The following is a 19,626-nucleotide window of genomic DNA, read 5'->3' as shown; positions in this document are numbered from 1 at the left end:
CCGCTTCGCTAGACCGACAGCACGTAGGTGCCGGTGTTGTTGCCCTGCCTCGGCGGCGTCTCGTTCGCGTCCGGCACGAGGGTGATCCGGACGAGGTACTCGCCGCTCGCCGCGGTCCAGGTCCCCGCGCTGACCGGGCCGGCGGTGCCGCCGGGCGGGATCGCGCCGGCATACGTGCCGCCGGTCGTGTGGACCACCGCGCCGGTGCTGCTGAGGACGGTCACCGCGATGCTGTGCGGGTCGGCGCTCGTGGCGATGGTGCCCTGGTTGCGGATGCTGACCGAGAAGGCGACCGTGGTGCCGGCCGCCGGGGTGGTGGGTGTCCAGCTCACCTGGGCCAGGACGATGTCCGAGGCGGGCAGTGCGCTGACGAGCATGTTGGCCGGGTTGGTGTAGCTGTTGTTTAGCTCGTTCTGCTCGACGACCGCGTTGGCCTCGTCGACCCTGGCGGTGATGACGTGGGCTCCGGCGGCGCGGGCGCCGATGGTGGCGGTCACGGTGACGGAGGTGCCGGGCGCCAGGGCTCCGACCGGCGCGGTGGCGGCGACCGGCGGCAGGACGGCGGGCCCGGGGTTGGGGACCACGTAGAAGTTGACGTTCGTCGGTGCCGACGCCGCGGCGCCGGTGTTGGCGACGGTCGCCGCCAGGGTGATCGGGGTCGACTCCGTCGGGGCGGCGGGGCTCCAGCCGGCCGCGGCGACGGTGAGGTCCGGCTTGCCGTCACCGGTGCCGGGTCCGTAGACCTCGAACTCGGCGACCTGCCCGCCGGGCTGCGCGGTGTTGGCGGTGATCAGCAGCCGCACGTACCTGGTCGCGGTCGCCGGGAACGCGATGGTGACGGTGTTGGCGTCGGCCGGGTTGAACACGTACCCGCTGGAGGTCACCAGGTCGGTGAACGCGGTGCCGGTGGTGCTGCCCTGCACCGCGAGGGTCTGGGTCCGGGTGCCCCAGTGCGCGGGCAGCCGCAGCACGACCCGGCTGACGGTCACCGCCGCGCCGAGATCCACCTGGAGCCACTGCGGCCAGGCGTTGTTGGTGCTCTCCCAGTACGTGCCGCGGTTGCCGTCGTGGGCGTTGCCGGCGGCGTACCCGGGCAGCGCGCTGCTGGCCGTCAGGGGCTTGCCGGCCGCCAGGTCGGGGGTCGCGCCGGCCGCGCCGGAGACCTCGAGCTCGGCGAGCTGCGCGGCCGGCCAGCCGGTGTTGGCGCTGAAGGTGACCCGCACGTAGCGGACGCCGGCCGGCGCCAGCCCGATAGTGACGGTGTTGGCGGTGGCCGGGTTGAACACCCGCCCGGCCGACGGTGCCAGCACGGTGAAATTCGACCCGTCGGCGCTGCCGGACACGCTGAGCGTCTGGGTGCGGGTGCCCCACGCGGGCGGCAGTTTCAGCACCACCTGGTCGATGCTGGCGGCGGCGCCCAGGTCGACCTGAACCCATTGCGGGAATGCGTTGACCGGGCCTTCCCAGTACGTGTTCGGGTTGCCGTCGGTGATGTTGTTCGGCCCGTATCCGGCGTTGGCTCCGCCGGCCGAGGCGGGCCTGCCGATCGCGAGGTTGGGGCCACCCGCGGCGAGGGCTGGGACGCCGGGGGTGGCGGCGGCGAGCAGGCCGGTGACGAGGGCGGCACAGAGCAACCGCCATCTCGCTCTGCTGGTGTTCATGACGCCTCTCCTGGTGCGGATGTCGGCGGCGGCGAGCGGCCTCCGCCGAGGGCGAGGCGCCCGGCCGCGGGCACGCGCGCACGCCGCGGAAGCGGCGCGGCGCACAGTCGCGGCGCCGACGGCCGCGGTCCGTCGCTGCACGGATGCGCACCTCGACCGCTCGGGTGACCGGTCAGATGCTGCGGGCGGGCGTTCGGGGGGTGAAGCCGAGCACGGTGCAGGAGCACGGGCCGGGACGATGCGCGGGCGGCGATGCGCGGTTGGCGGTGCGCGACTCTCGCCTGTTCAGAACTTGCGGCTCGTGCGCTAAATTTTGCAGCAGCTCGGACGCTTCGTCAACGATGAATGTCCGGTCGGCGGCCGGGTGCCGGCGGCGTCGGGTAGCGTCTCACGGATGTTCGGCAACGTGGCGGTGTCGTCCCTCAAGTGCGGGTTCGGCGGGGCGCACAGCGTGACGTCGGCGCGGCTGGAGCTCAGCATCCCGCGCCGGCAGGAGCTGATCGACGTGTGGGCGCAGCTCGCCGACGCCGAGGCAAGGTTCCGGCTCGGCTGGGGCGAGGACGGCCCGTATGTCGAGCGGGACGAGACCGACCCGATGGTGATCGCCGACGAGGGCGCCGAGTTCCTGGCCCGGGATCCGCAGACCGGGGTGGCCGTCGCCAGTGTCGGGTTCGGCCGCGCCGAGGACGGGTTCATGGAAGTCGGCGGTCTGGTCCACCCGGCGTTCCGGCGGTTCGGGTTCGGCCGGGAGGCCCTCGACCTGGTCTGTGCCTTCGCCCATCAGCATTTCGGCATCGTGGAGCTGCGGGCCCGGTGCGAGACCGACAACGAGGCGAGCCGCCGCTGGCTCGCGGCGGCCGGGTTCCTGCCGGTCGAGGGCGTGGTGCCGCACACGCTGCCCGACGGCCGGGTCATGTCGTCGGTCAGGTGGCGACGCCTGGACCCGACGGCTCGCCGCCGCTGCAAGCGTCCCTTCACCCCGATCGGCTGACCGGTCCACCGGACCGCCCACCGGCCCACCGACCCACCGAACCGGCGACGGCACCGGCGCCGGCCGCGGGCTCGCCGGTGCCGACCGGGGGTCGACGCCGGCGGGCGCTCATGGCTTCTTCAGGGTCGCCTGGAGGGCACCGACGACGCCGGCCAGCTCGGCGAGCAGGCCGCCGACCGTGGTGGTGTCGTTGCCGCCGATGGTGACGGCGCGCAGCTCGGCGGGCTTCGGCAGCTTCGACACGATCTCCGGCAGGGCGTCGACGAGCTTCGCCTGGATGCTCTCCGCGGACTGGGCGTTGTCGATGTCGGCCCGCAGCCGGGTCCGCTCCAGCTCCAGCAGCGCCTGCTCGTGTGCCGCCTGGGCGCGCACGGTGCCGAGGGCCAGCTCGCCGTCGACGGTGAGGCGGCGCAGCTCGGTCTCGCGTTCGATGCGCAGCCGCCCGATCTCGGCCTCCTCCGCGGCGCGTTCGCGTTCCAGGGCCATCGCGTGCCGGGTCGTCGCGTCCTGCAGGTCGGCGAGGGCGCGGCTGTCCTCCTCCTGCCGCTGCGAGCGGCGCAGCTGCTCCCCGGCCTCCTGGTCGAACTGCAGCGCGGCGTTGCGGGCCCGCAGGTCGGCGAGCTCCCGGTCGCTCTCGATCTGCGCGGACTGCCGCAGCCGGGACGCGGCGAGCTCCCGCGCGCCGATCGCCTCCTCGGCGGCGAGCTCGGCGAGACGGGCGATGCGTCCCTGCTCGGAGCGGTACGGCTTCTGCAGGTTCTCCCACAGCCGCGACGAGCTGACCACGGCCTCCTTGATCTGCACGGTGACGATGCGCAGGCCGAGCCCCTCGTCGGCGCGGTCGGCGCCCTCGGCGACGGCGCGCAGCCGGGCGGTCAGCTCCTCGATGATCGGCTGCTTGTCGGACAGGACGTCGCTGACGCCGAGCGTCGCGACCTTGTCCTTGATCGCCGCCTCGGCCTGCTCCTTGAGCTGCAGGTTGACCAGCCGCATCGGGTCCTCGACGTCGCCGAAGTCGAGCTTGCGGTAGGCGGTGGAGAAGTCCTGGATGATCCACTGCACGTACGCTTGGACGAGGACGCCCTGCAGTTCCCGGCAGATGCAGAACGCGTTGATCAGGATGGTCTGCATGGCGCCGGGCACGACGAGGTAGGAGTCGGTCGCCGGGTTGTACCGGAACGACACGCCGAGCCCCACGTGCAGCGGCTCGCCGCGGCCGCGGCGGGTGTGCACGACGAACGCGTTCGGCGGGACGATGACGGTCTTCCACCGGCCGAACCCGGTGACCCGCACCTCGACCGCGTTCGGCGCGGGCTGGCTGGCCTGCTGCCGGCCGCCGCCGCGGGTCGGGCCGCCGGGGGCGACGTTCTGCGCCGGCGCCGCCGGGGCGACGCTGCGCTTGGAGCGCAGGTCCGCCTCGAGGCGTTCCTGTTGTGCGACAACCTGCTCGAGGTAGGTGTTCCCGCTCGACATCCGCCCGCTCCCTGATCGTGGGATTCCGGGCACCCATCTTGGCCAACCCCGTCAAGGGCGCGCTACTGGGTATTGAACAGGTCCGCGATCTGCTTCATCCGCGCGTCGGTGGTCAGCTCCTCCAGCGTCAGCGGCAGCGGGATGCGCCAGTTCGGGTACTGCGAGGTCGTGCCCGGCAGGTTCGGCTGGCGGGCCTCGCCGAGCACGTCGTACGGGGAGGCGAGCACGACCCGGCACGGGGTGCGCAGCAGCAGCTGGTGCATGGCCAGGACGATCTCCTCGTCGGTGCTGTCGGGGCCGGTGAGCCCCTCGGCGTCGAGCAGGTCGAGCAGCGCGGTGCGGTCGGCGGTCGCGGCGGCCCACTCGAGCTTGACGTCGCGGGTGAGGACGCCGGCCTCGGCCCGGGCCAGCACGTGCTCGCCGGACAGGAATCCGGCGGCGGTCGGCAGGTCGTGAGTGGAGACGCTGGCCAGGGCGTTGTCGGGCCAGTCGCCGGGCGGCAGGAACCGGCCCTCGTCGTCGCGGGCGAACCACAGCACCGCGGAGCCGAGGATGTTGCGGTCCTGCAGGGTCGTGGTGACGACGTCCTCGACGGTGCCGAGGTCCTCGCCGACGACGACGGCGCCGGCCAGCTTCGCCTCCTCGACGAGGATGCCGAGCATCGCCGCGTCGTCGTAGTACACGTAGGTGCCGTGCACCGGGGACTGGCCCGGCGGGACCCACCACAGCCGCCACAGCCCGGCGACGTGGTCGACGCGCAGCCCGCCGGCGTGGCGGAAGATCTCCCGCAGCAGGGTCCGCCAGGCGGCGTATCCGGTGTCGGCGAGCCGGTCCGGGCTCCACGTGGCCAGGCCCCAGTCCTGCCCCTGCTGGTTGAACGCGTCCGGTGGGGCGCCGACCTTCGCGCCGGCAGCGATGACGTCCTGCAGCGTCCACGCGTCGGCGCCGCCGGGGTCGATGCCGACGGCAAGGTCGTGGATGATGCCGACCGCCATCCCCTCGGCGGCGGCGTTGGCGTTGGCGAGCTGCTCGGCGCAGCGCCGCTGCAGCCACGTGTGGAACGCGACGGCGGCCGGGTCGGCGGCGGCGTACGCGGCGGGTCCGGGGCGGCGCAGCTCGTCGGGCCAGGTCCGCCAGTCGGGGCCGTGGTCGGCGACGAGCGCGCAGTACACGGCGAAGTCCGTCAGGTCGGAGCGCTCCGCCGGGGTGGTCCCGGCGGTCGGGCACAGCAGCGTCAGGGCCTGCCGTTTCGCCCGCCACACGCCGTCGTAGTCGATCAGCCCGTCCGGCGGCGACCCCGCGGGGCGCAGCGCGTCGACCGCGGCGCGCAGCTCGGCCGGCGCGTCGCGGTACTCCGGCAGGTCGGTGACGCGCAGGTACAGCGGGTTCACGAACCGCCGCGACGACGGCGAGTACGGCGAGGCCGGCAACGGGTCGACGGGCGCCACCGCGTGCAGCGGGTTGACCAGGATCGCGCCCGCGCCGGTGGACTTCGCCCAGCGGGTGAACTCGGCCAGGTCGGCGAGGTCGCCCACGCCCCACGAGGCGGCGGAGCGCACCCCGTACAGCTGCAGCATCCACCCCCAGGTGCGCGGGACCTCCGGCAACGGCCCGGCCGGCGTGACCGGCGCGGTGGCGGACGGGACGGCGGGCGGTCCGAGCAGCGACAGCACCGTCTCCACCACGGTGGGGTCGATGTCGACGCGTCGGCCGTCGGAGGTTTCGTAAAAGGTCGCGACACCGCGGTGGAAGCCTGGCACGCGAAAGGTCATACCCCGGTGACCTGGTCGCGAAGCACCAGGCTCGGCACGGTGTCGGCGCCGACGAGGCTCAGCGCCTGCCGGACGCCGCGGGTGCAGCGCACCACGGTGTGCCGGGTGGGCCGGGACGCGGCGAACCGCACGATGGTGCCGGCCCCGGCGGCGTCGAGGAACCGCAGCTCGCTGGCGTCGAGCAGGACGGTGCTGTCGGCCTCGGCGACCATGGAGAGGATGGACGGCAGGGAGGCGGCGTTGGAGGCGTCGAGCTCGCCGGACAGCCGCAGGTGGGCGCCCCAGCCGCCGAGGGTGAAGCGCAGCAGCGGCCCGGGATGCACCGAGCCGATGGCGGCGAGGGCCGCCTTGTCGAAGCGGCGCCGGTCATACAGGCACAGTGCGGCGATCCGGCCGTCGCCGAAGAACCGGTTCACCGCCGACTCGTAGGCGACCAGGTCGGCGGTGTCCAGGCCGGCCCGCAGCGTCCAGGTCATCTTCCCGGCGACGAACAGCCCGTGCTGGCCGTCGGTGGCGGCCCTGGCCAGCGCGGCGGCGAGCCCGTCGAGCATCTGCTGGACCTTGGTCGGACCGGACACGTCGAACCCGGCGCCGAGCATGAGGATGACGAGCTGCCCGGGTGTGGCGTCAGGTGCCGCGGCGATGAGCTGCCGGGCCAGGTCCGCGTCGTCGGTGTCCAGGAAGATCACCACCCGTTGACCCGGGCGGAGGCCGGCCCGCAGGTAGCTGGTCAGCAGCTCGCGGCACTCGTCGTCGGCCGCGTAGGTGACGCTGACGTGGTCACCCAGCCGCCACGACCGATCTTCGCGCCCCTCCGACACCTCACCAGCCTATGGATGAATCCGATTTCGCACTAGAGCGTGTCCCGTGCGCCGGAGGCCCGTCGCGGGCCGCGCCGATCCACGGGACACGATCTCAGAGCCGTGGCGCGTCGTCCGCGGCGTCGTCGGCGAGGGCGGCGGCGCCGATGATCAGCGGGTCGGGGGTGCCGACGAGACCGACGTCCTTGTTCTCGTAGTTGAAGCGGTTGAGCACGTGCCGCATCGCCTCGATCCGGGCGCGCTTCTTGTCGTTGGACTTGACCACCGTCCAGGGCGCGTCGGCGGTGTCGGTGTAGAAGAACATCGCCTCCTTCGCCTCGGTGTAGTCGTCCCACTTGTCCAGCGAGGCGAGGTCCATCGGCGACAGCTTCCACTGCCGGACCGGGTCGACCTGCCGGATCAGGAACCGGGTCTTCTGCTCGTTGCGCGACACCGAGAACCAGAACTTCACCAGGTTGATCCCGGACCGCACGAGCATCCGCTCCAGCTCCGGCGCCTCCCGCATGAACTCGAGGTACTCCGCGCGGGTGCAGAAGCCCATGACCCGCTCGACCCCGGCCCGGTTGTACCAGGACCGGTCGAACAGCACGAACTCCCCGGCCGCCGGCAGGTACTGGACGTAGCGCTGGAAGTACCACTGCGTCGACTCGCGCTCGCTGGGCTTCTCCAGCGCGACGACCCGGGCGCCGCGCGGGTTCAGGTGCTCCATGAACCGTTTGATGGTGCCGCCCTTGCCCGCGGCGTCGCGGCCCTCGAACAGGATGACGAGGCGCTCACCGCGGGACTTCAGCGTGTTCTGCAGCTTCAGCAGCTCTATCTGCAGCAGGCGTTTGGTCTTGTCGTACTCGTCGCGGGTCAGCCGCTCCTCGTACGGGTAGTCCTCCCGCCAGGTGTCGACCGGCTGCCCGTCCTTGCGCAGCAGCACGGGGTCGTCATCGTCGTCGTCCTCGACCACGTAGTCGTCGAGCGAGAGGTCAGCCATCCCACTGATGTACCCTCTCGCCCGCCGTTTCACCACTGCCGGGGTTTGAACATCGCATTACCGGGACCGCAAGGTCACTGGTAGCCGCGGATCTCCTTGAACGCGGCGGGCAGCGCGCCGGCCGCCCGGGCGTCGAAGGTGCGGCCGCCGGTGAGCGTGGCGACCTCGGTCATCTCGCCGGTGTTCCCCTCGCCGAACAGCACGGTGAAGACCGGCACCTTGGGCAGTTGCGGCAGCTTCGCCCGGAACGCGGCGAGGTCCGCGCCGGCGGTGCGTTCGCCGTCGGTGAGCAGCACGATCGAGGTGAACCGGTCGCCGCCGGACCCGGCCAGGCCGTAGGCGGCCAGCAGCGCGTCGTAGATCGCCGTGTCACCTTCGGCCTTGAGCTTGTCCACCTGGCCGCGGATCTGCGCCAGCACCGGGGTGAAGTCGGCCTCCGGCAGCTCGAACGTGCTCGGCGTGCCGGGCTTGGTGCTGAACGGCAGCAGCACCACCTGCTCCCGGCCGTTGAACCGGCTGAACTGCCCGGACAGGCTCGCGTCTGCGCCGGTGAGCCCGGTCAGCGCGGTCTTGAGCCCCTGCAGCCGCTCGCCCTTCATCGACCCGGACAGGTCCAGCACGTAGATCGTGCGGGCGGGGCGGCGCAGCGAGTCGCCGAACGCGCCGATCAGCGCGTCGGCGGCGTCGAGCTTGCCGGGGAACGGCAGCTCCGGCAGGTTGCCGGACTTCGGCCCGAACTCCGGCGCCAGGGTGAGCGACGGGTCCGGCACCGCCGGGCGCCGCCACGTCTTCGCCATGATCTGCCGCTGGACGGAGGGCCGGCGCAGGTAGTCGGCGACCGCGGCGTAGTTGGTACGGGCCTGCTCGGACGCGCCCGCCAGCAGCGTCAGCGGGTAGTCGGCGGTGACGACCCCGTCGGCCGGGTAGATCACGGTGAGCGGCTCGGCGAGCTTGCCGGACGCGTTCAGCGACAGCAGCACCGACTCGTAGTTGACCAGGCCGTCCACGGGCCGGCCCTCGGCGGCGGCGCGCAGGTAGGCGTCCATCAGCCAGCCGGACGAGCCGGCGGTGAGGCTCTGCCCGGCGAAGAACGCCCGCAGCCGCGGGGTGATCGGCCCGATCTGGTCGGCGGTCAGCGCCGCGCCGGTCCCGGCGATCGCGGCCGCGACCCCGACGAGGGCCGAGAACCCGGAGTTGGAGGCGGCCGGGTTGGTCATCCCGTAGGTGAAGCGGTGCTCGCCGGCGGCGACCGCGATCTCGCTCCACGTCGGGCGGGTCTCCAGCCACCCGAGCTGCTGCGCGACGGACCTGCGCAGGCCGAGCACGACGGGTGAGGCGGCGACCTTGGTGGCGGTGCCGATGCGGGTCGTGGCGTCGGGGTGCAGCTGCAGGTAGCGGTTGCTGGCGAACCAGGTCGCGTCGTACTGCTTCGCGGCGTTGCCCTGCACGACGGACTCGACGCCGTCGAGGGTGCCGGTCGCGGTGAGCTTGACGGTGACGCCGGTGGCGCGGGCCGCGTCGTCCAGGATCGGCTGCAGGTCGGCCAGCTCGCTGCCGGCCAGGACCCGCAGGGTGCCGTTGCCCTTGAGGAACGGCGCCTCCCCCTTCTCGGCCTGGGGTTTCTCCGTGCAGGCGGTCAGGCCGACGGTGAGGGCGAGGGCCACGGCGATCAGCGCGGCGGGCTTCCTCATGCGAGTCTCTCTTCCAGCGCGACGAGCAGCGCGTGCAGGGTGGGTTCGTCCGGGGACGGGATGGTGTCGGCGGCGCCGAGGGCGACCGCGCCGGGCGAGCCGGCGGTGCGGAACCCGTGCGCGGCGGCGAGGCGCTGCAGCTGCGGGTCCGTGGCCAGGAGCTTCGCCAGTTCGGCGCCGGCGGCGGTGAACGGCACGACGGTGTGGTCGCTGACGATGGTCGGCAACGGGTAGAGCAGCACGTGGTCGGCGCCGGTGCCACGGTCGATGAACTGGGCCTCGTAGACCAGCACCAGCGGCGCGAAGTCCTTGCCGCGGCTCAGCCAGCTCTCGAACGGCTCCTCGGTGGTGGTGTCCACGGCGCCCTGGTCGGCGAAGACCTTCGTGACCTTGCCCAGGTCACCGCCGGTGACGGTGTTGAGGATGGCGGCGAGCAGCGCCGCGGAGTTGGAGTCGGCGGGCCGGGTCGTGGAGATCAGCACCGCCCGCTGGACCGGGAAGGTCGCGTTGCCCTGGATCTGGTCCCAGCGCAGCCCGCGCTGGTTGGCCGCGACGAACGCCTTCAGGTCCAGGGTGCGGTGGCCGTCAGCGGCGCGGCCGGCCAGCCCGGCGGTCTGCAGCAGGTCGGCGATCGGGCTGGTGCTCGCGACGGCGAGCGGCGAGCTGAACACCTTCACCGGCGGTCCGGCCGGGGCACGGCGGTGGGTGATCTCGACGGCGGCGGGTGCGCTGCCGGGGAACGCGAAGTCGTAGCCGCCGAGGTCCATGTCCGCCATGCGGCGGGAGCCGGCCGGGTCCAGGCGCAGCCGGAAGCCGTGCCCGGCCAGGGCCTCCTTGACGGCCGTGTCGGCGAAGAACCCGGCCTTCTCCGACCCGATCACGCCGGTCAGCTCGCGGGTGTCGGCGCGGCGGCCGAGCACATGGCCGATGGCGGCGCCGGCGACGACCAGCAGCACCACCACGACGAGCAGCAATCCGGTCCTTCTCACGGCCCTGATTGTGCCCCTTTCGCGCAACTCCCGGGCGTCAATGCCCTGTTCAGCCGCCGTTCACCTGGTCCACAGTGGATGATCGTTCGGCCGTTGTTCACATCGCCGGTCCCACCCGGACCACATCGATGGATATCGTCCCCGCATGCGCTGGAAGCCATTGACCGCCGTCACCCTCTCGACGGTCGTCGCAGCCGCCCTCCTCACCCCTGCCACCGCCCACGCCGCCGGGCCCACCGACGCCCTCAAGCTCTCCCACAGCACCGCCGTGGGCGTCCACAACACCTACGACAAGGCGAAGTTCGCCTACCTCGCCGACGCCCTGGACACCGGCGCGTCCCTGCTCGAGTTCGACATCTGGGTCGACACCGTCACCCGCCGATGGCGGGTCAACCACGAGCTGTTCGGCACCAGCAACAACTGCACCGCCGCGAGCACCCCCGCCCAGCTGCGCACCGGCGCCCGCGACCAGCAGTTCGGCGTCTGCCTCGACGACATCCGCATCTGGAGCGACGCCCACCCCGGCCACGCCCCGCTGCACCTCAAGATCGAGCTCAAGGCCGGCTTCGACAGCCGCTACGGCCTGGGCCCCGCCGACTTCGACACCCTCGTCGCCGCCAAGCTCGGCACCAAGGTGTTCAAGCCCGCCGACCTCAAGGGCTCCTACGCCACCCTCGACGCCGCCGCGAAGGCCGACAACTGGCCGACCCGCGCCGCCCTCGCCGGCAAGGTCATGCTCGAGATCATCCCCGGGACGTTCGAACGCGGCAACCCGTTCGACAACCTCGACACCGACGTCGAATACGGCCGCCACCTGCGCGACCTCGCCGCCGCTGGCACGCTTGCCCGGGCCCAGGCCTTCCCGTCGGTCCTCGACGCCGCCGCCGGCGACCCCCGCACCCGCTACAGCGAGACCACCATCCGGCCCTGGTTCGTCATCTTCGACGGCAGCGCGAGCACCTACGTCAACGGCTCGATCGACACCACCTGGTACACCACCAACCGCTACCTGCTCGTCATGACCGACGCCTCCGCGGTCCCCCCGCCGATCGACCCCACATCACCCACCAACGCCCAGGCCCTGGCCCGGATCAACCTGCTCGCCGGCCGCGGCGCCACCGTCGTGTCCGCCGACTGGTCCCCCGGCACCGGCGTCCTCGGCACCGTCGTGCCGCGCGGCTGACGACCACGACGCCGCACGTCTGATCGACCATCCGGCCGGTACCCCCAGGCTGAACGGCTCAGGGTGCCGGCCGGACGGTCGAGCGGGACCGGAATCATCCTTGCTCAATGGCATACTTTCCGCGGTCACACCCCTCACAACCCCTCTGACCTCGCGGATGGTCCCAAACGATGGGCAAGCACAAGGCCGGCACCCGCCTCATCGGCCCACTGCTGCGCGGGCTCGCCCTGCTCCTCGCCGTCGGTCTCGTCGGCAGCGCCGGCTGGTATGTCCTGCGCAACAACGCGGCCAAGGGCGCCGAGGGCAGCTGCCCGACCACCCTGCACGTGGTCACCGCGTCCTCGTTCGCGACCGTGGTCTCCGCCGCCGGCCGCACCCTGCGCAGCGGCAACGACTGCATCCTCGTCGACACGACCAGCACCGACGGCCGCCCCGCCGGCGGCCAGCTCAGCCAGAGCCGCGCCGACCTGTGGATCCCCGACGACGCCGCCTGGGACGTGATCGCACCGCCGCAGTTCCTGGCCAAGAAGGACACCCTCGACGCCTACGCCACCCTGGCGACCAGCCCCATCTACATGGTCACCGACCCGGCGACCGGCGACCGGATCAACGCCGGCGGCGGCAGCTGGCTCGCCCTGTCCGGCCTGCTCAACACCAAGGGCTCCGGCGTCAAGATGGTCGTGCGCAACCCCGCGATGTCCGGCGACGGCATGGTCGCGGCCGGCGCCGTCGGCGAGGCCGTCTGGCTCGAGAAGGGCATGGACGCGTCCTCGCTCGTGCTCACCAACGTCCTGGGCGTCACCCGCACCGTCAACCACGACCTCGCCGCCATCCCCGACGCCCCCGGCGAGGTCGGGCTCATCCCCGAATACGCGCTGCTGGCCACGCTGCGGCTGGCGAAGGCCGACCGCCGGTACATCGTCGGCAGCGACCACACCGCGCTGCTGCGCTACACCTGGCTGCCGGCCGCGGCCGCCGCCGCCGACCCGAAGAAGGCCGCCGCGCTGCGCCGCCTCTACGCCGCGTTCACCAGCGCCGAGGGCAGCCGCGCCATCGCCGAGGCCGGACTGCGCGGACCCGACAACCTCCGGCCGATCTTCGACGGCGCCAACGTGCTGCCCGAGCCGACCGCGAAGCCCTTCGAGGTGCTCCAGCCGCACCACGTGCAGCACATCTTCGCCACCTGGGACCCCGAGGACCGGCGCAGCAACCTGCTGATCATCGTCGACCTCGCCACCAACGGCACCGGCAGCAGCGCCCCCACCGGCGGCTCCTCACCGCCACCCGGCAACAAGGCCCCGCCGATCGAGGTGCTCCGCGACGGCTGCAACGTCCTGGCCGGCCTCATGCCCGTCGGCTCCCGCCTCGGCCTGTGGGAGGTCAACCCGGGCAGCCCCGGCTACCGCAAGCTCATGCCGACCGACCGCCTCGACGACGCCAGCCGCGCCGCGTTCGGCAAGCAGGTCGGCAAGCTCGCCGCCCACAAGACCGGCCCCGGCCTGTTCGACGCCATCGTCGCCGGCTACCAGTCGGTCCGCGACGACTTCCAGGACGACATGTTCAACCAGGTGCTGGTCTTCACCGACGACCAGAACAAGGACAGCGCCAACGCCCAGGCCGTCAACGACCTGGTGCAGAAGCTCACCGGCCTGCAGGACCCGAACAAACCCGTCAAGGTCAGCGTCGTCGTGCTCGGCAAGAAGGAATCCGCCGACCGGCTCAAGGACGCGCTCAAACCGGTCGACGCCTACGTCGACAACGCCCTGCAGACCAGCGACGTGCAGGCCGCCTTCATCCACGTCGTCGCCGGCGGCCTGCACGAATGACCGCGGCGCCGCCGACCGCTACGCCGGGGTCGTCGGCGAGTCCAGCCACGCGTCGATGAGCTTCGTGAAGTCCTTGCCGGTCTGCCGGTTCACGAACGCGGTGAACGCCGCCCGGTCCTGCGCCGTGCCCGCGTGCTGCGACACCCACGCCCTGGCCAGGGCGAAGAACGCCTCGTCACCGAGCGCCTTGTGCAGTTCGTGCAGCATCAGCGCCGGGCACACGTACACGTTGCTCTCCGCGAAACTGTCCGCCCGCGGGTTCGCGGGCGGCCCCAGCCGCTGCCGCGCGTCCGCGTCGCTCTTGCGGGCCCGCTGCGCCCAGTCCTCGATGTCGTAGCCGTCGCGCTCCGCGGTGTACAGCGCCTCCGCGTAGGTCGCCCAGCCCTCGTTGAGCCACACGTCCTTCCACGCCGCCGGGCTGACCGCGTCACCGAACCACTGGTGCGCGTACTCGTGCAGCATGATCCCGTCCAGCGGCGTCACGCTCTTGGAGTCGCCGAGCACGTCACCGCCGATCGTCACCATCTGCTGCGTCTCCATCGCCGAGCGCGACGGCACGATCACGGCGCCCGCGCTCGGGAACGGGTACTGCCCGAACCGTGCCTCCAGCCAGCGCAGCTGCTCCGGCGCCTTGCGCAGCACCGGCAGCAGCCGGTCGTCGGTGCCGGTCCGGGTCCACAGCGTGATCGGCAGGTCACGGGGCCCGGTCAGCCGCTCCTGCCGGTACTGCTCCCCGACCGCCAGGGTGGTCAGGTAGGTCGCGACCGGCTGCGCCGAGGAGTAGCTGAAGGTGCTGCCCCGCACCGGCCCGGGGGTGCCGCCGGCGATCGCCTCCCAGCCCTCCGGCACGGTGACCGAGATGTCGTAGAGCGCCTTGTCCGACGGCTGGTCGTTGGCCGGATACCAGGTCGACGCGCCGAACGGCTCCTGCATCGTCCACAGCCCGCCGTCGGGGGTGACCGTCAGCCCGAGCGGCTCGGCGTCGCCGCGGTGCGACGGCATCGGCACGGGCGCCGGCGTCCCCGAATACCCCACGACGAGGGTGACGGTGGTGCCGGCGGTCATCGCCCGCTGCACGGTCAGCTTGCCGCCGGCAACGCTCCCGGCCGCCGCGGCGCCGTCGACCGTCGTGGTCGTCACGGTGAACGGGCTGGTCAGGTCCAGCCGCAGCGACGGCTCCGCGCGCAGGACCCGCAGCTTCAGCGTCGCCGTGCCGGTGAGCGTCCTGCTCTGCGGCGCCCAGGTGAGCGCCAGCCCGTAGTGCAGCACGTCGATCGCCGGGTTGCCGTACGCCGGATACAGCGTGTCGGCGACGGGGGTGGACGTGCCGTCGAGGTTGCCGGGATCCAGCGGCTGCGGCGACGGCGCCGTGAGGATCCGGCCCTGGCCCGTCGTGGTGCAGCCGGTCAGGGTCGCCGACGCCACGGCGAGCGCGGTCAGGGCGGCGACGAATCTCGGGGTTCTGGGGGGTCTCGGGGTTCCAGTGGGCCTACGCACCGGGCCAAGCATATGACTCAGGTGCACCCGAGCGCGTCACGCAGCGCTACGAGGTTGCGCACCATGACGGAGATGTAGTCGCTGCCGTCCTCGACGCCCTCGATCGGGTCGAGCACGGCCGCCTTCGCGCCGATCTCCTTCGCGACCGTCTCCGACAGCTTCGGGCTGACCAGGGCCTCGAAGAAGATCGTGGTCACGCCCTTCGCCTTGGCCAGGGCGGCGACCTCCGACACCCGCTGCGGGCTCGGCTCCTCCTCCGGGTCCAGGCCGGTGATCGGCACCTGCGTCAGGTGATACCGGGCGGCGAGGTAGCCGAAGGCCGCATGGCTCGTCACGACCTCCCGCCGCGCGCACGTCTGCAGCCCGGCGGTGTACTCCTCGTCGAGCCGGCGCAGCTCGTCCTGCAGCTGCCCGGCCCGCACCTTGATCGCGTCGGCGTTGGCCGGATCGATCGCGGCCAACCGCTCCGCGAGCCTGCCGGCGATCGCGGCGAACCGGATCGGGTCGAGCCAGACGTGCGGGTCGTCGCCGTGCTCCGGCCCGGCCTGCAGCGACTCCACCGTGGCGACGTCGAACGCCGTGTTCTTCGCCTGCAGCTTGACCGCCTCGTCGACCGACGGCTGGAACCCTGACAGGTACACCACCAGGGCCGCGTCGGTGATCTGCGCCAGCTGGCTCGGCTTGAGCTCCAGGTCGTGCGGCTCGGCGCCGGCCTGCGTCAGGTTGGTGACCGCGGCGTTCTCCTCGCCGATCCGCTCGCTCAGGTACTGCAACGGGTAGAACCCCGCGACGATCCGCAGCCGGCCGTCGTCCTGCCGCTGGGCGGCCGGCTCGTCACCACCGCAGCCGGCGGCGCTCAGCAGAAGAGACCCGGCGGTGAGGCCGGCGAGGACGGCGCGACGCAGCATGATCCCCATCCTCGCGACTGTTGACAATGATTGTCAAAAACGCATGGTTGTGCGGGTCACCTCGCGTAGGGTGTCCTAGGAAACTAGTTCGAAAAACCTCGCGGCGGCATGTCGATCGCGCCCGCCCCGCCACGACCAGTGGGTGACAACCACCGGAAAGGACATCGATCATGCTGCGCGTACACAACTTCTCCATCTCCGTCGACGGCTTCGGCGCCGGCCCCGACCAGAGCCTCGGCGACCCGCTCGGCACCGGCGGCGAGCGGCTGCACGAGTGGATGTTCCAGACCCGCGGCTGGAAGCGCATGGTCGGCGGGGACGGCGGCAGCGAGGGCCTCGACAACGACATGGTCGTGGCCGGCGACACCGGCATCGGCGCCACGATCATGGGCCGCAACATGTTCGGCCCGGTCCGCGGGCCGTGGGCGCCGGACGAGACCTGGGACGGCTGGTGGGGCGCCGACCCGCCCTACCACCACCCGGTCTTCGTCCTGACCCGGCACGCCCGGCCGAGTGTGACCATGCAGGGCGGCACCGTCTTCCACTTCGTCACCGGCGGCATCGAGGCGGCCCTGGAGGCGGCCGTCGACGCCGCCGGCGGGCTCGACGTGCGGCTGGGCGGCGGGGTCTCCACGATCCAGCAGTACATGCGCGCCGGCCTCGTCGACCAGCTGCACCTGACGATCTCCCCGATCGTGCTCGGCCGGGGCGAGCGGCTCTTCGCCGACGGGCTCGCCGACGGCTACACCTGCACCCGGATGGTCGCCTCCGACGCGGCGACGCACGTGATCCTCAGTCGAGCGTGATGGCGAACTGGCGGGCGGTGATGCCGTACCAGCGGTCGGTCAGCCCCTCGTCGGTCATGCCGAGCCGGGTCGCGACCGCCTGCGACGCGAGGTTGTCCTGGTCCGTGAGGGCCAGGACCCGCCCGCTGGTCCGCGACAGCAGCTCCCGCGCCGCCGCCGTGGCGAGGCCCTTGCCCTGATGCCCGGGGTGCAGGTGCCAGCCGATCTCCACCTCGCCGGAGTCGCCGGCGGAGTCTTCGAGGGCGAGCAACAGGACCGTGCCCACCGGTACACCATCCACCTCGATCGCCCAGTAGCCTCTCGGGCCGTCCTCCCGCCCCCGCATCCGGGCCAGCCTGGCGAGGGCCTCCTCGCGGTCCGGGACCACCCGCCGCGGGTGCGCACCCAGGTGCCGCATCACCTCCCAGCGGGAGTAGATGTCGTAGAACGCCTCGACGTCGTCTTCCGTCCACCGCCGCAACCGCATGCCGACATGATCCCTCATCGTGCGAAAGTGTCAGCATGCTCGGATCCGCGGCCGCGATCGCCTTCCTGCCCTCCACCGACCTGGACCGGTCCCGGGCGTTCTTCGCCGGGACGCTCGGGCTGACCTTCGTCGAGCAGACCCCGTACGCGTGCGTGCTGCGGGCCGGCGGCACGATGCTGCGGGTCACGCTCGTCGAGTCGCTGCGCCCGCACCCGTTCACCGTGTTCGGCTGGGAGGTCCCCGACGTGCGCGGCACGGTCGCCGCGCTCACCGCCGCGGGGGTGCCCGTGCTGCGCTACGACGGCCTCGGCCAGGACGCCGACGGGGTGTGGACGACCCCGGGCGGCGACGAGATCGCCTGGTTCGCCGACCCGGACGGCAACACGCTGTCGCTGACCCGGTTCGTGCCGTAGGCGCCCGGCGCGTCGACCGACGGCGTTCGATATGATCCGCGACGTTTGCCGTGATCATGTTGCCGATCCCCGGAAGGTCGACGCCCCATGACGGTCACCGACACAGCCCGGCCGATCCCACTCGCGAAGGGGCGCCCGGTCGTCGGCAACGTCCTGGAGATGGCCAGGGACCCGGCGCGGTTCTTCGCCAAGGCGTACCGCGACAACGGCCCCGTATTCAAGATCAAGATCTTCAACAAGACCTACACGGTCCTCGCCGGCGCCGACGCGGCCAACTTCATGGGCTCCCGGGAAGGCCGGGAATGCCTGCGGTCCAAGGAGTTCTGGCAGGGCTTCCTCGACGAGTACGGCGGCAGCCGCACCATCCTCGGCGAGGACGGCGACAGCCACAAGGAGCTGCGCGAGATCATGCGCCGCGGCTACTCCCGCGACGCCATCAAGGGCCGCGGCAACGAGCTCGTCGCCATCACCGACCGCGTCATCGAACGCGACTGGAAGGCCGGCGGGTCTGTCCCCGTCGTGCACGCCCTGCAGTACATGGTGACCGACCAGCTCGGCACGATCCTCACCGGCAACGCGCCGCTGGAGTACGTCCCGGACATCCGCACCATGACCCTCTACGTGCTCAACGTCCTGGTCACCAAGCAGCGGCCGAAGATCCTGCTGCAGAACCCCCGCTACAAGAAGGCGCGCGCCCGCGTGTTCGAGCTCAGCGACCAGATGGTCGCCGCGCTGCGCGCGAGCGCCGGCAGCAAGCCCGAGGCCGAGCGCAACCTCGTCGAGGACCTCATGGACGTGCACCTCAACCGCGAGGGCGTCCTGCCGGCCAACGACCTCGTCCTCGCCCTGACCGGCCCGTACGTGGCCGGCCTGGACACCGTGGCGAACACGACCGCGGCATTCATCTACTCCGTCCTCAAGCATCCCGAGGTCCTCGCCAAGGTCCAGGCCGAGGCCGACGCCCTGTTCGCCGGCGGCGACATCACCGACGACGACCTGCGCAAGATCCCGTCGATCCGGTACGCGCTCATGGAGACGATGCGCCTCTATCCGATCGCGGTCGCGCTGAACCGGACCGCCACGAAGGACTTCGAGTTCGCCGGGCACACCGTCAAGGCGGGCGAGATGGTGTACCTCGGCACCACCGTCCCGCACTTCATGGAGGAGTACTTCCCGGACCCGGACAGGTTCGACATCGACCGCTACGCCAAGCCCCGGTCGGAGCACCTGCAGCCGGGCGCGTACTCGCCGTACGGGCGCGGGCCGCACACGTGCCTGGGCAAGAGCTTCGCCGACGTGCAGATGGCGCTGTCGATGGCGCGCCTGTTCCACCGCCTCGACCTGGCGCTCGATCCGCCCGGCTACACCCTCGTGACGAAGACCGCGCCGACCCCGGGCCCGTCCATGACCTTCAAGGTGAAGGTGAAGGGCTACCGGCACTAGCCCGCTCTGGCGCCGGTTTCGGGCCGGTGCCGGGGCTGGTCACACGCGGACGCCCAGGTCGAACAGCGCGCCGTCGAAGATGCGGTCCACCAGTTCCGGGACGCCGAATCCGGTCCGGCAGTTGGTGAACACGACCGGCTTGCCGCCGCGCTGCGCGACCGCGTCGGCGGCCATGACCCCGAGGTCGGCGTCGACGTACGGGGCGAGGTCGATCTTGTTCACCACGAGGATGTCGGACCGGCTGATGCCGGGCCCGTTCTTCCGGGGGATCTGGTCGCCGGCGGCGACGTCGATGACGTAGATGAAGAAGTCGACGAGCGCCGGGCTGAACGTGAGCGTGAGGTTGTCCCCGCCGCTCTCGATGAGCACGACGTCGGTGTCCGGGAACCGTGACTCCATGTCCTCGACGGCGGCGAGGTTCATCGACGGGTCCTCGCGCACGGCGGTGTGCGGGCAGGCGCCGGTCTCCACGCCGATGATCCGGTCCTCCATGAGGACCCCTTTCAGCGCCCGCCGGACGTGTTCGGCGTCCTCGGTGGTGACGACGTCGTTCGTCACCACCAGGACCTTGAGGCCGCACTCGACGAGCCGGGGCACGACCGCCTCGATGACGGCGGTCTTGCCACTGCCGACCGGACCGCCGACGCCGATGCGACTGGTCTTCTTCACTGGTACCCCATTCTCACCGGACCGCGCCGGTCAGG

General features: G+C 72.0%; 17 protein-coding genes. 6 read left to right on the top strand and 11 right to left on the bottom strand.

What is annotated here, in order from left to right:
• Positions 1–8: 8 nt before the first annotated feature.
• Positions 9–1,661 carry a discoidin domain-containing protein gene (locus AB0K00_RS05195; protein WP_363515596.1) on the bottom strand — a complete coding sequence of 551 codons (1,653 nt, stop codon included), beginning with the start codon at positions 1,659–1,661 and terminating at the stop codon, positions 9–11.
• Positions 1,662–2,055: 394 nt separating this feature from the next.
• Between AB0K00_RS05195 and AB0K00_RS05190 the strand changes: the two genes are divergently transcribed.
• Positions 2,056–2,652: a GNAT family protein gene (locus tag AB0K00_RS05190; protein WP_363515593.1), complete on the top strand. Its 597-nt coding sequence runs from the start codon at positions 2,056–2,058 to the stop codon at positions 2,650–2,652.
• A gap of 108 nt (positions 2,653–2,760) precedes the next feature.
• Here the strand turns inward: AB0K00_RS05190 and AB0K00_RS05185 are convergent, their stop codons facing one another.
• The 6 genes from AB0K00_RS05185 to AB0K00_RS05160 form a co-directional block, all read right to left on the bottom strand.
• Positions 2,761–4,125: an SPFH domain-containing protein gene (locus tag AB0K00_RS05185; RefSeq protein WP_363515590.1), complete on the bottom strand. Its 1,365-nt coding sequence runs from the start codon at positions 4,123–4,125 to the stop codon at positions 2,761–2,763.
• A gap of 62 nt (positions 4,126–4,187) precedes the next feature.
• On the bottom strand, positions 4,188–5,885 hold the full coding sequence (gene malQ / locus AB0K00_RS05180) for a 4-alpha-glucanotransferase (protein WP_363515587.1): 1,698 nt from the start codon (positions 5,883–5,885) through the stop codon (positions 4,188–4,190).
• Between the two features lie 8 nt (positions 5,886–5,893).
• On the bottom strand, positions 5,894–6,718 hold the full coding sequence (locus tag AB0K00_RS05175) for an MEDS domain-containing protein (protein ID WP_363515584.1): 825 nt from the start codon (positions 6,716–6,718) through the stop codon (positions 5,894–5,896).
• Between the two features lie 94 nt (positions 6,719–6,812).
• Positions 6,813–7,700 (bottom strand): polyphosphate kinase 2, encoded by an 888-nt coding sequence (gene ppk2, locus AB0K00_RS05170; protein WP_363515581.1) that lies wholly within the window; start codon positions 7,698–7,700, stop codon positions 6,813–6,815.
• A gap of 74 nt (positions 7,701–7,774) precedes the next feature.
• Entirely contained in the window at positions 7,775–9,391 is a 1,617-nt protein-coding gene (locus tag AB0K00_RS05165; protein WP_363515578.1) for a VWA domain-containing protein, read from the bottom strand.
• Positions 9,388–10,380 carry a hypothetical protein gene (locus AB0K00_RS05160; RefSeq protein ID WP_363515575.1) on the bottom strand — a complete coding sequence of 331 codons (993 nt, stop codon included), beginning with the start codon at positions 10,378–10,380 and terminating at the stop codon, positions 9,388–9,390. Before AB0K00_RS05160 ends, AB0K00_RS05165 begins: the two co-directional genes overlap by 4 nt.
• A gap of 145 nt (positions 10,381–10,525) precedes the next feature.
• Here AB0K00_RS05160 and AB0K00_RS05155 point away from each other — a divergent pair, with 145 nt between their 5' ends.
• Both AB0K00_RS05155 and AB0K00_RS05150 read left to right on the top strand, forming a co-directional pair.
• A complete protein-coding gene (locus AB0K00_RS05155) occupies positions 10,526–11,563 on the top strand; it encodes a phosphatidylinositol-specific phospholipase C domain-containing protein (protein WP_363515572.1) in 1,038 nt (345 codons plus the stop codon).
• Between the two features lie 170 nt (positions 11,564–11,733).
• Complete coding sequence (locus AB0K00_RS05150) at positions 11,734–13,389, top strand: substrate-binding domain-containing protein (RefSeq protein WP_363515569.1); 1,656 nt, start codon at positions 11,734–11,736, stop codon at positions 13,387–13,389.
• Positions 13,390–13,407: 18 nt separating this feature from the next.
• On the opposite strand, the gene AB0K00_RS05145 is transcribed toward AB0K00_RS05150, so the two are convergent.
• Both AB0K00_RS05145 and AB0K00_RS05140 read right to left on the bottom strand, forming a co-directional pair.
• On the bottom strand, positions 13,408–14,886 hold the full coding sequence (locus tag AB0K00_RS05145; protein ID WP_363515566.1) for a M1 family metallopeptidase: 1,479 nt from the start codon (positions 14,884–14,886) through the stop codon (positions 13,408–13,410).
• Between the two features lie 17 nt (positions 14,887–14,903).
• A complete protein-coding gene (locus AB0K00_RS05140; protein ID WP_363515563.1) occupies positions 14,904–15,794 on the bottom strand; it encodes a metal ABC transporter substrate-binding protein in 891 nt (296 codons plus the stop codon).
• 170 nt (positions 15,795–15,964) lie between these two features.
• Here AB0K00_RS05140 and AB0K00_RS05135 point away from each other — a divergent pair, with 170 nt between their 5' ends.
• Complete coding sequence (locus AB0K00_RS05135) at positions 15,965–16,600, top strand: dihydrofolate reductase family protein (RefSeq protein WP_363515560.1); 636 nt, start codon at positions 15,965–15,967, stop codon at positions 16,598–16,600.
• Here AB0K00_RS05135 and AB0K00_RS05130 read toward each other — a convergent pair.
• Positions 16,587–17,084: a GNAT family N-acetyltransferase gene (locus tag AB0K00_RS05130; protein WP_363515557.1), complete on the bottom strand. Its 498-nt coding sequence runs from the start codon at positions 17,082–17,084 to the stop codon at positions 16,587–16,589. The two genes, AB0K00_RS05135 and AB0K00_RS05130, sit on opposite strands and share 14 nt — an antisense overlap.
• 17 nt (positions 17,085–17,101) lie before the next feature.
• On the opposite strand from AB0K00_RS05130, the gene AB0K00_RS05125 reads away from it, so the two are divergent.
• Entirely contained in the window at positions 17,102–17,479 is a 378-nt protein-coding gene (locus AB0K00_RS05125) for a VOC family protein (protein ID WP_363515554.1), read from the top strand.
• A gap of 87 nt (positions 17,480–17,566) precedes the next feature.
• Positions 17,567–18,922, top strand: coding sequence for a cytochrome P450 (locus AB0K00_RS05120; protein ID WP_363515551.1), 1,356 nt, complete (start codon positions 17,567–17,569; stop codon positions 18,920–18,922).
• A 39-nt stretch (positions 18,923–18,961) separates the two neighbouring features.
• On the opposite strand, the gene ureG is transcribed toward AB0K00_RS05120, so the two are convergent.
• Positions 18,962–19,591 (bottom strand): urease accessory protein UreG, encoded by a 630-nt coding sequence (gene ureG, locus AB0K00_RS05115; protein ID WP_363515548.1) that lies wholly within the window; start codon positions 19,589–19,591, stop codon positions 18,962–18,964.
• Positions 19,592–19,626: the final 35 nt, after the last annotated feature.

The organism is Dactylosporangium sp. NPDC049525 (assembly GCF_040676755.1).
GTDB lineage: Bacteria > Actinomycetota > Actinomycetes > Mycobacteriales > Micromonosporaceae > Dactylosporangium.
This window is presented reverse-complemented; position numbering and strand designations above follow the sequence as displayed.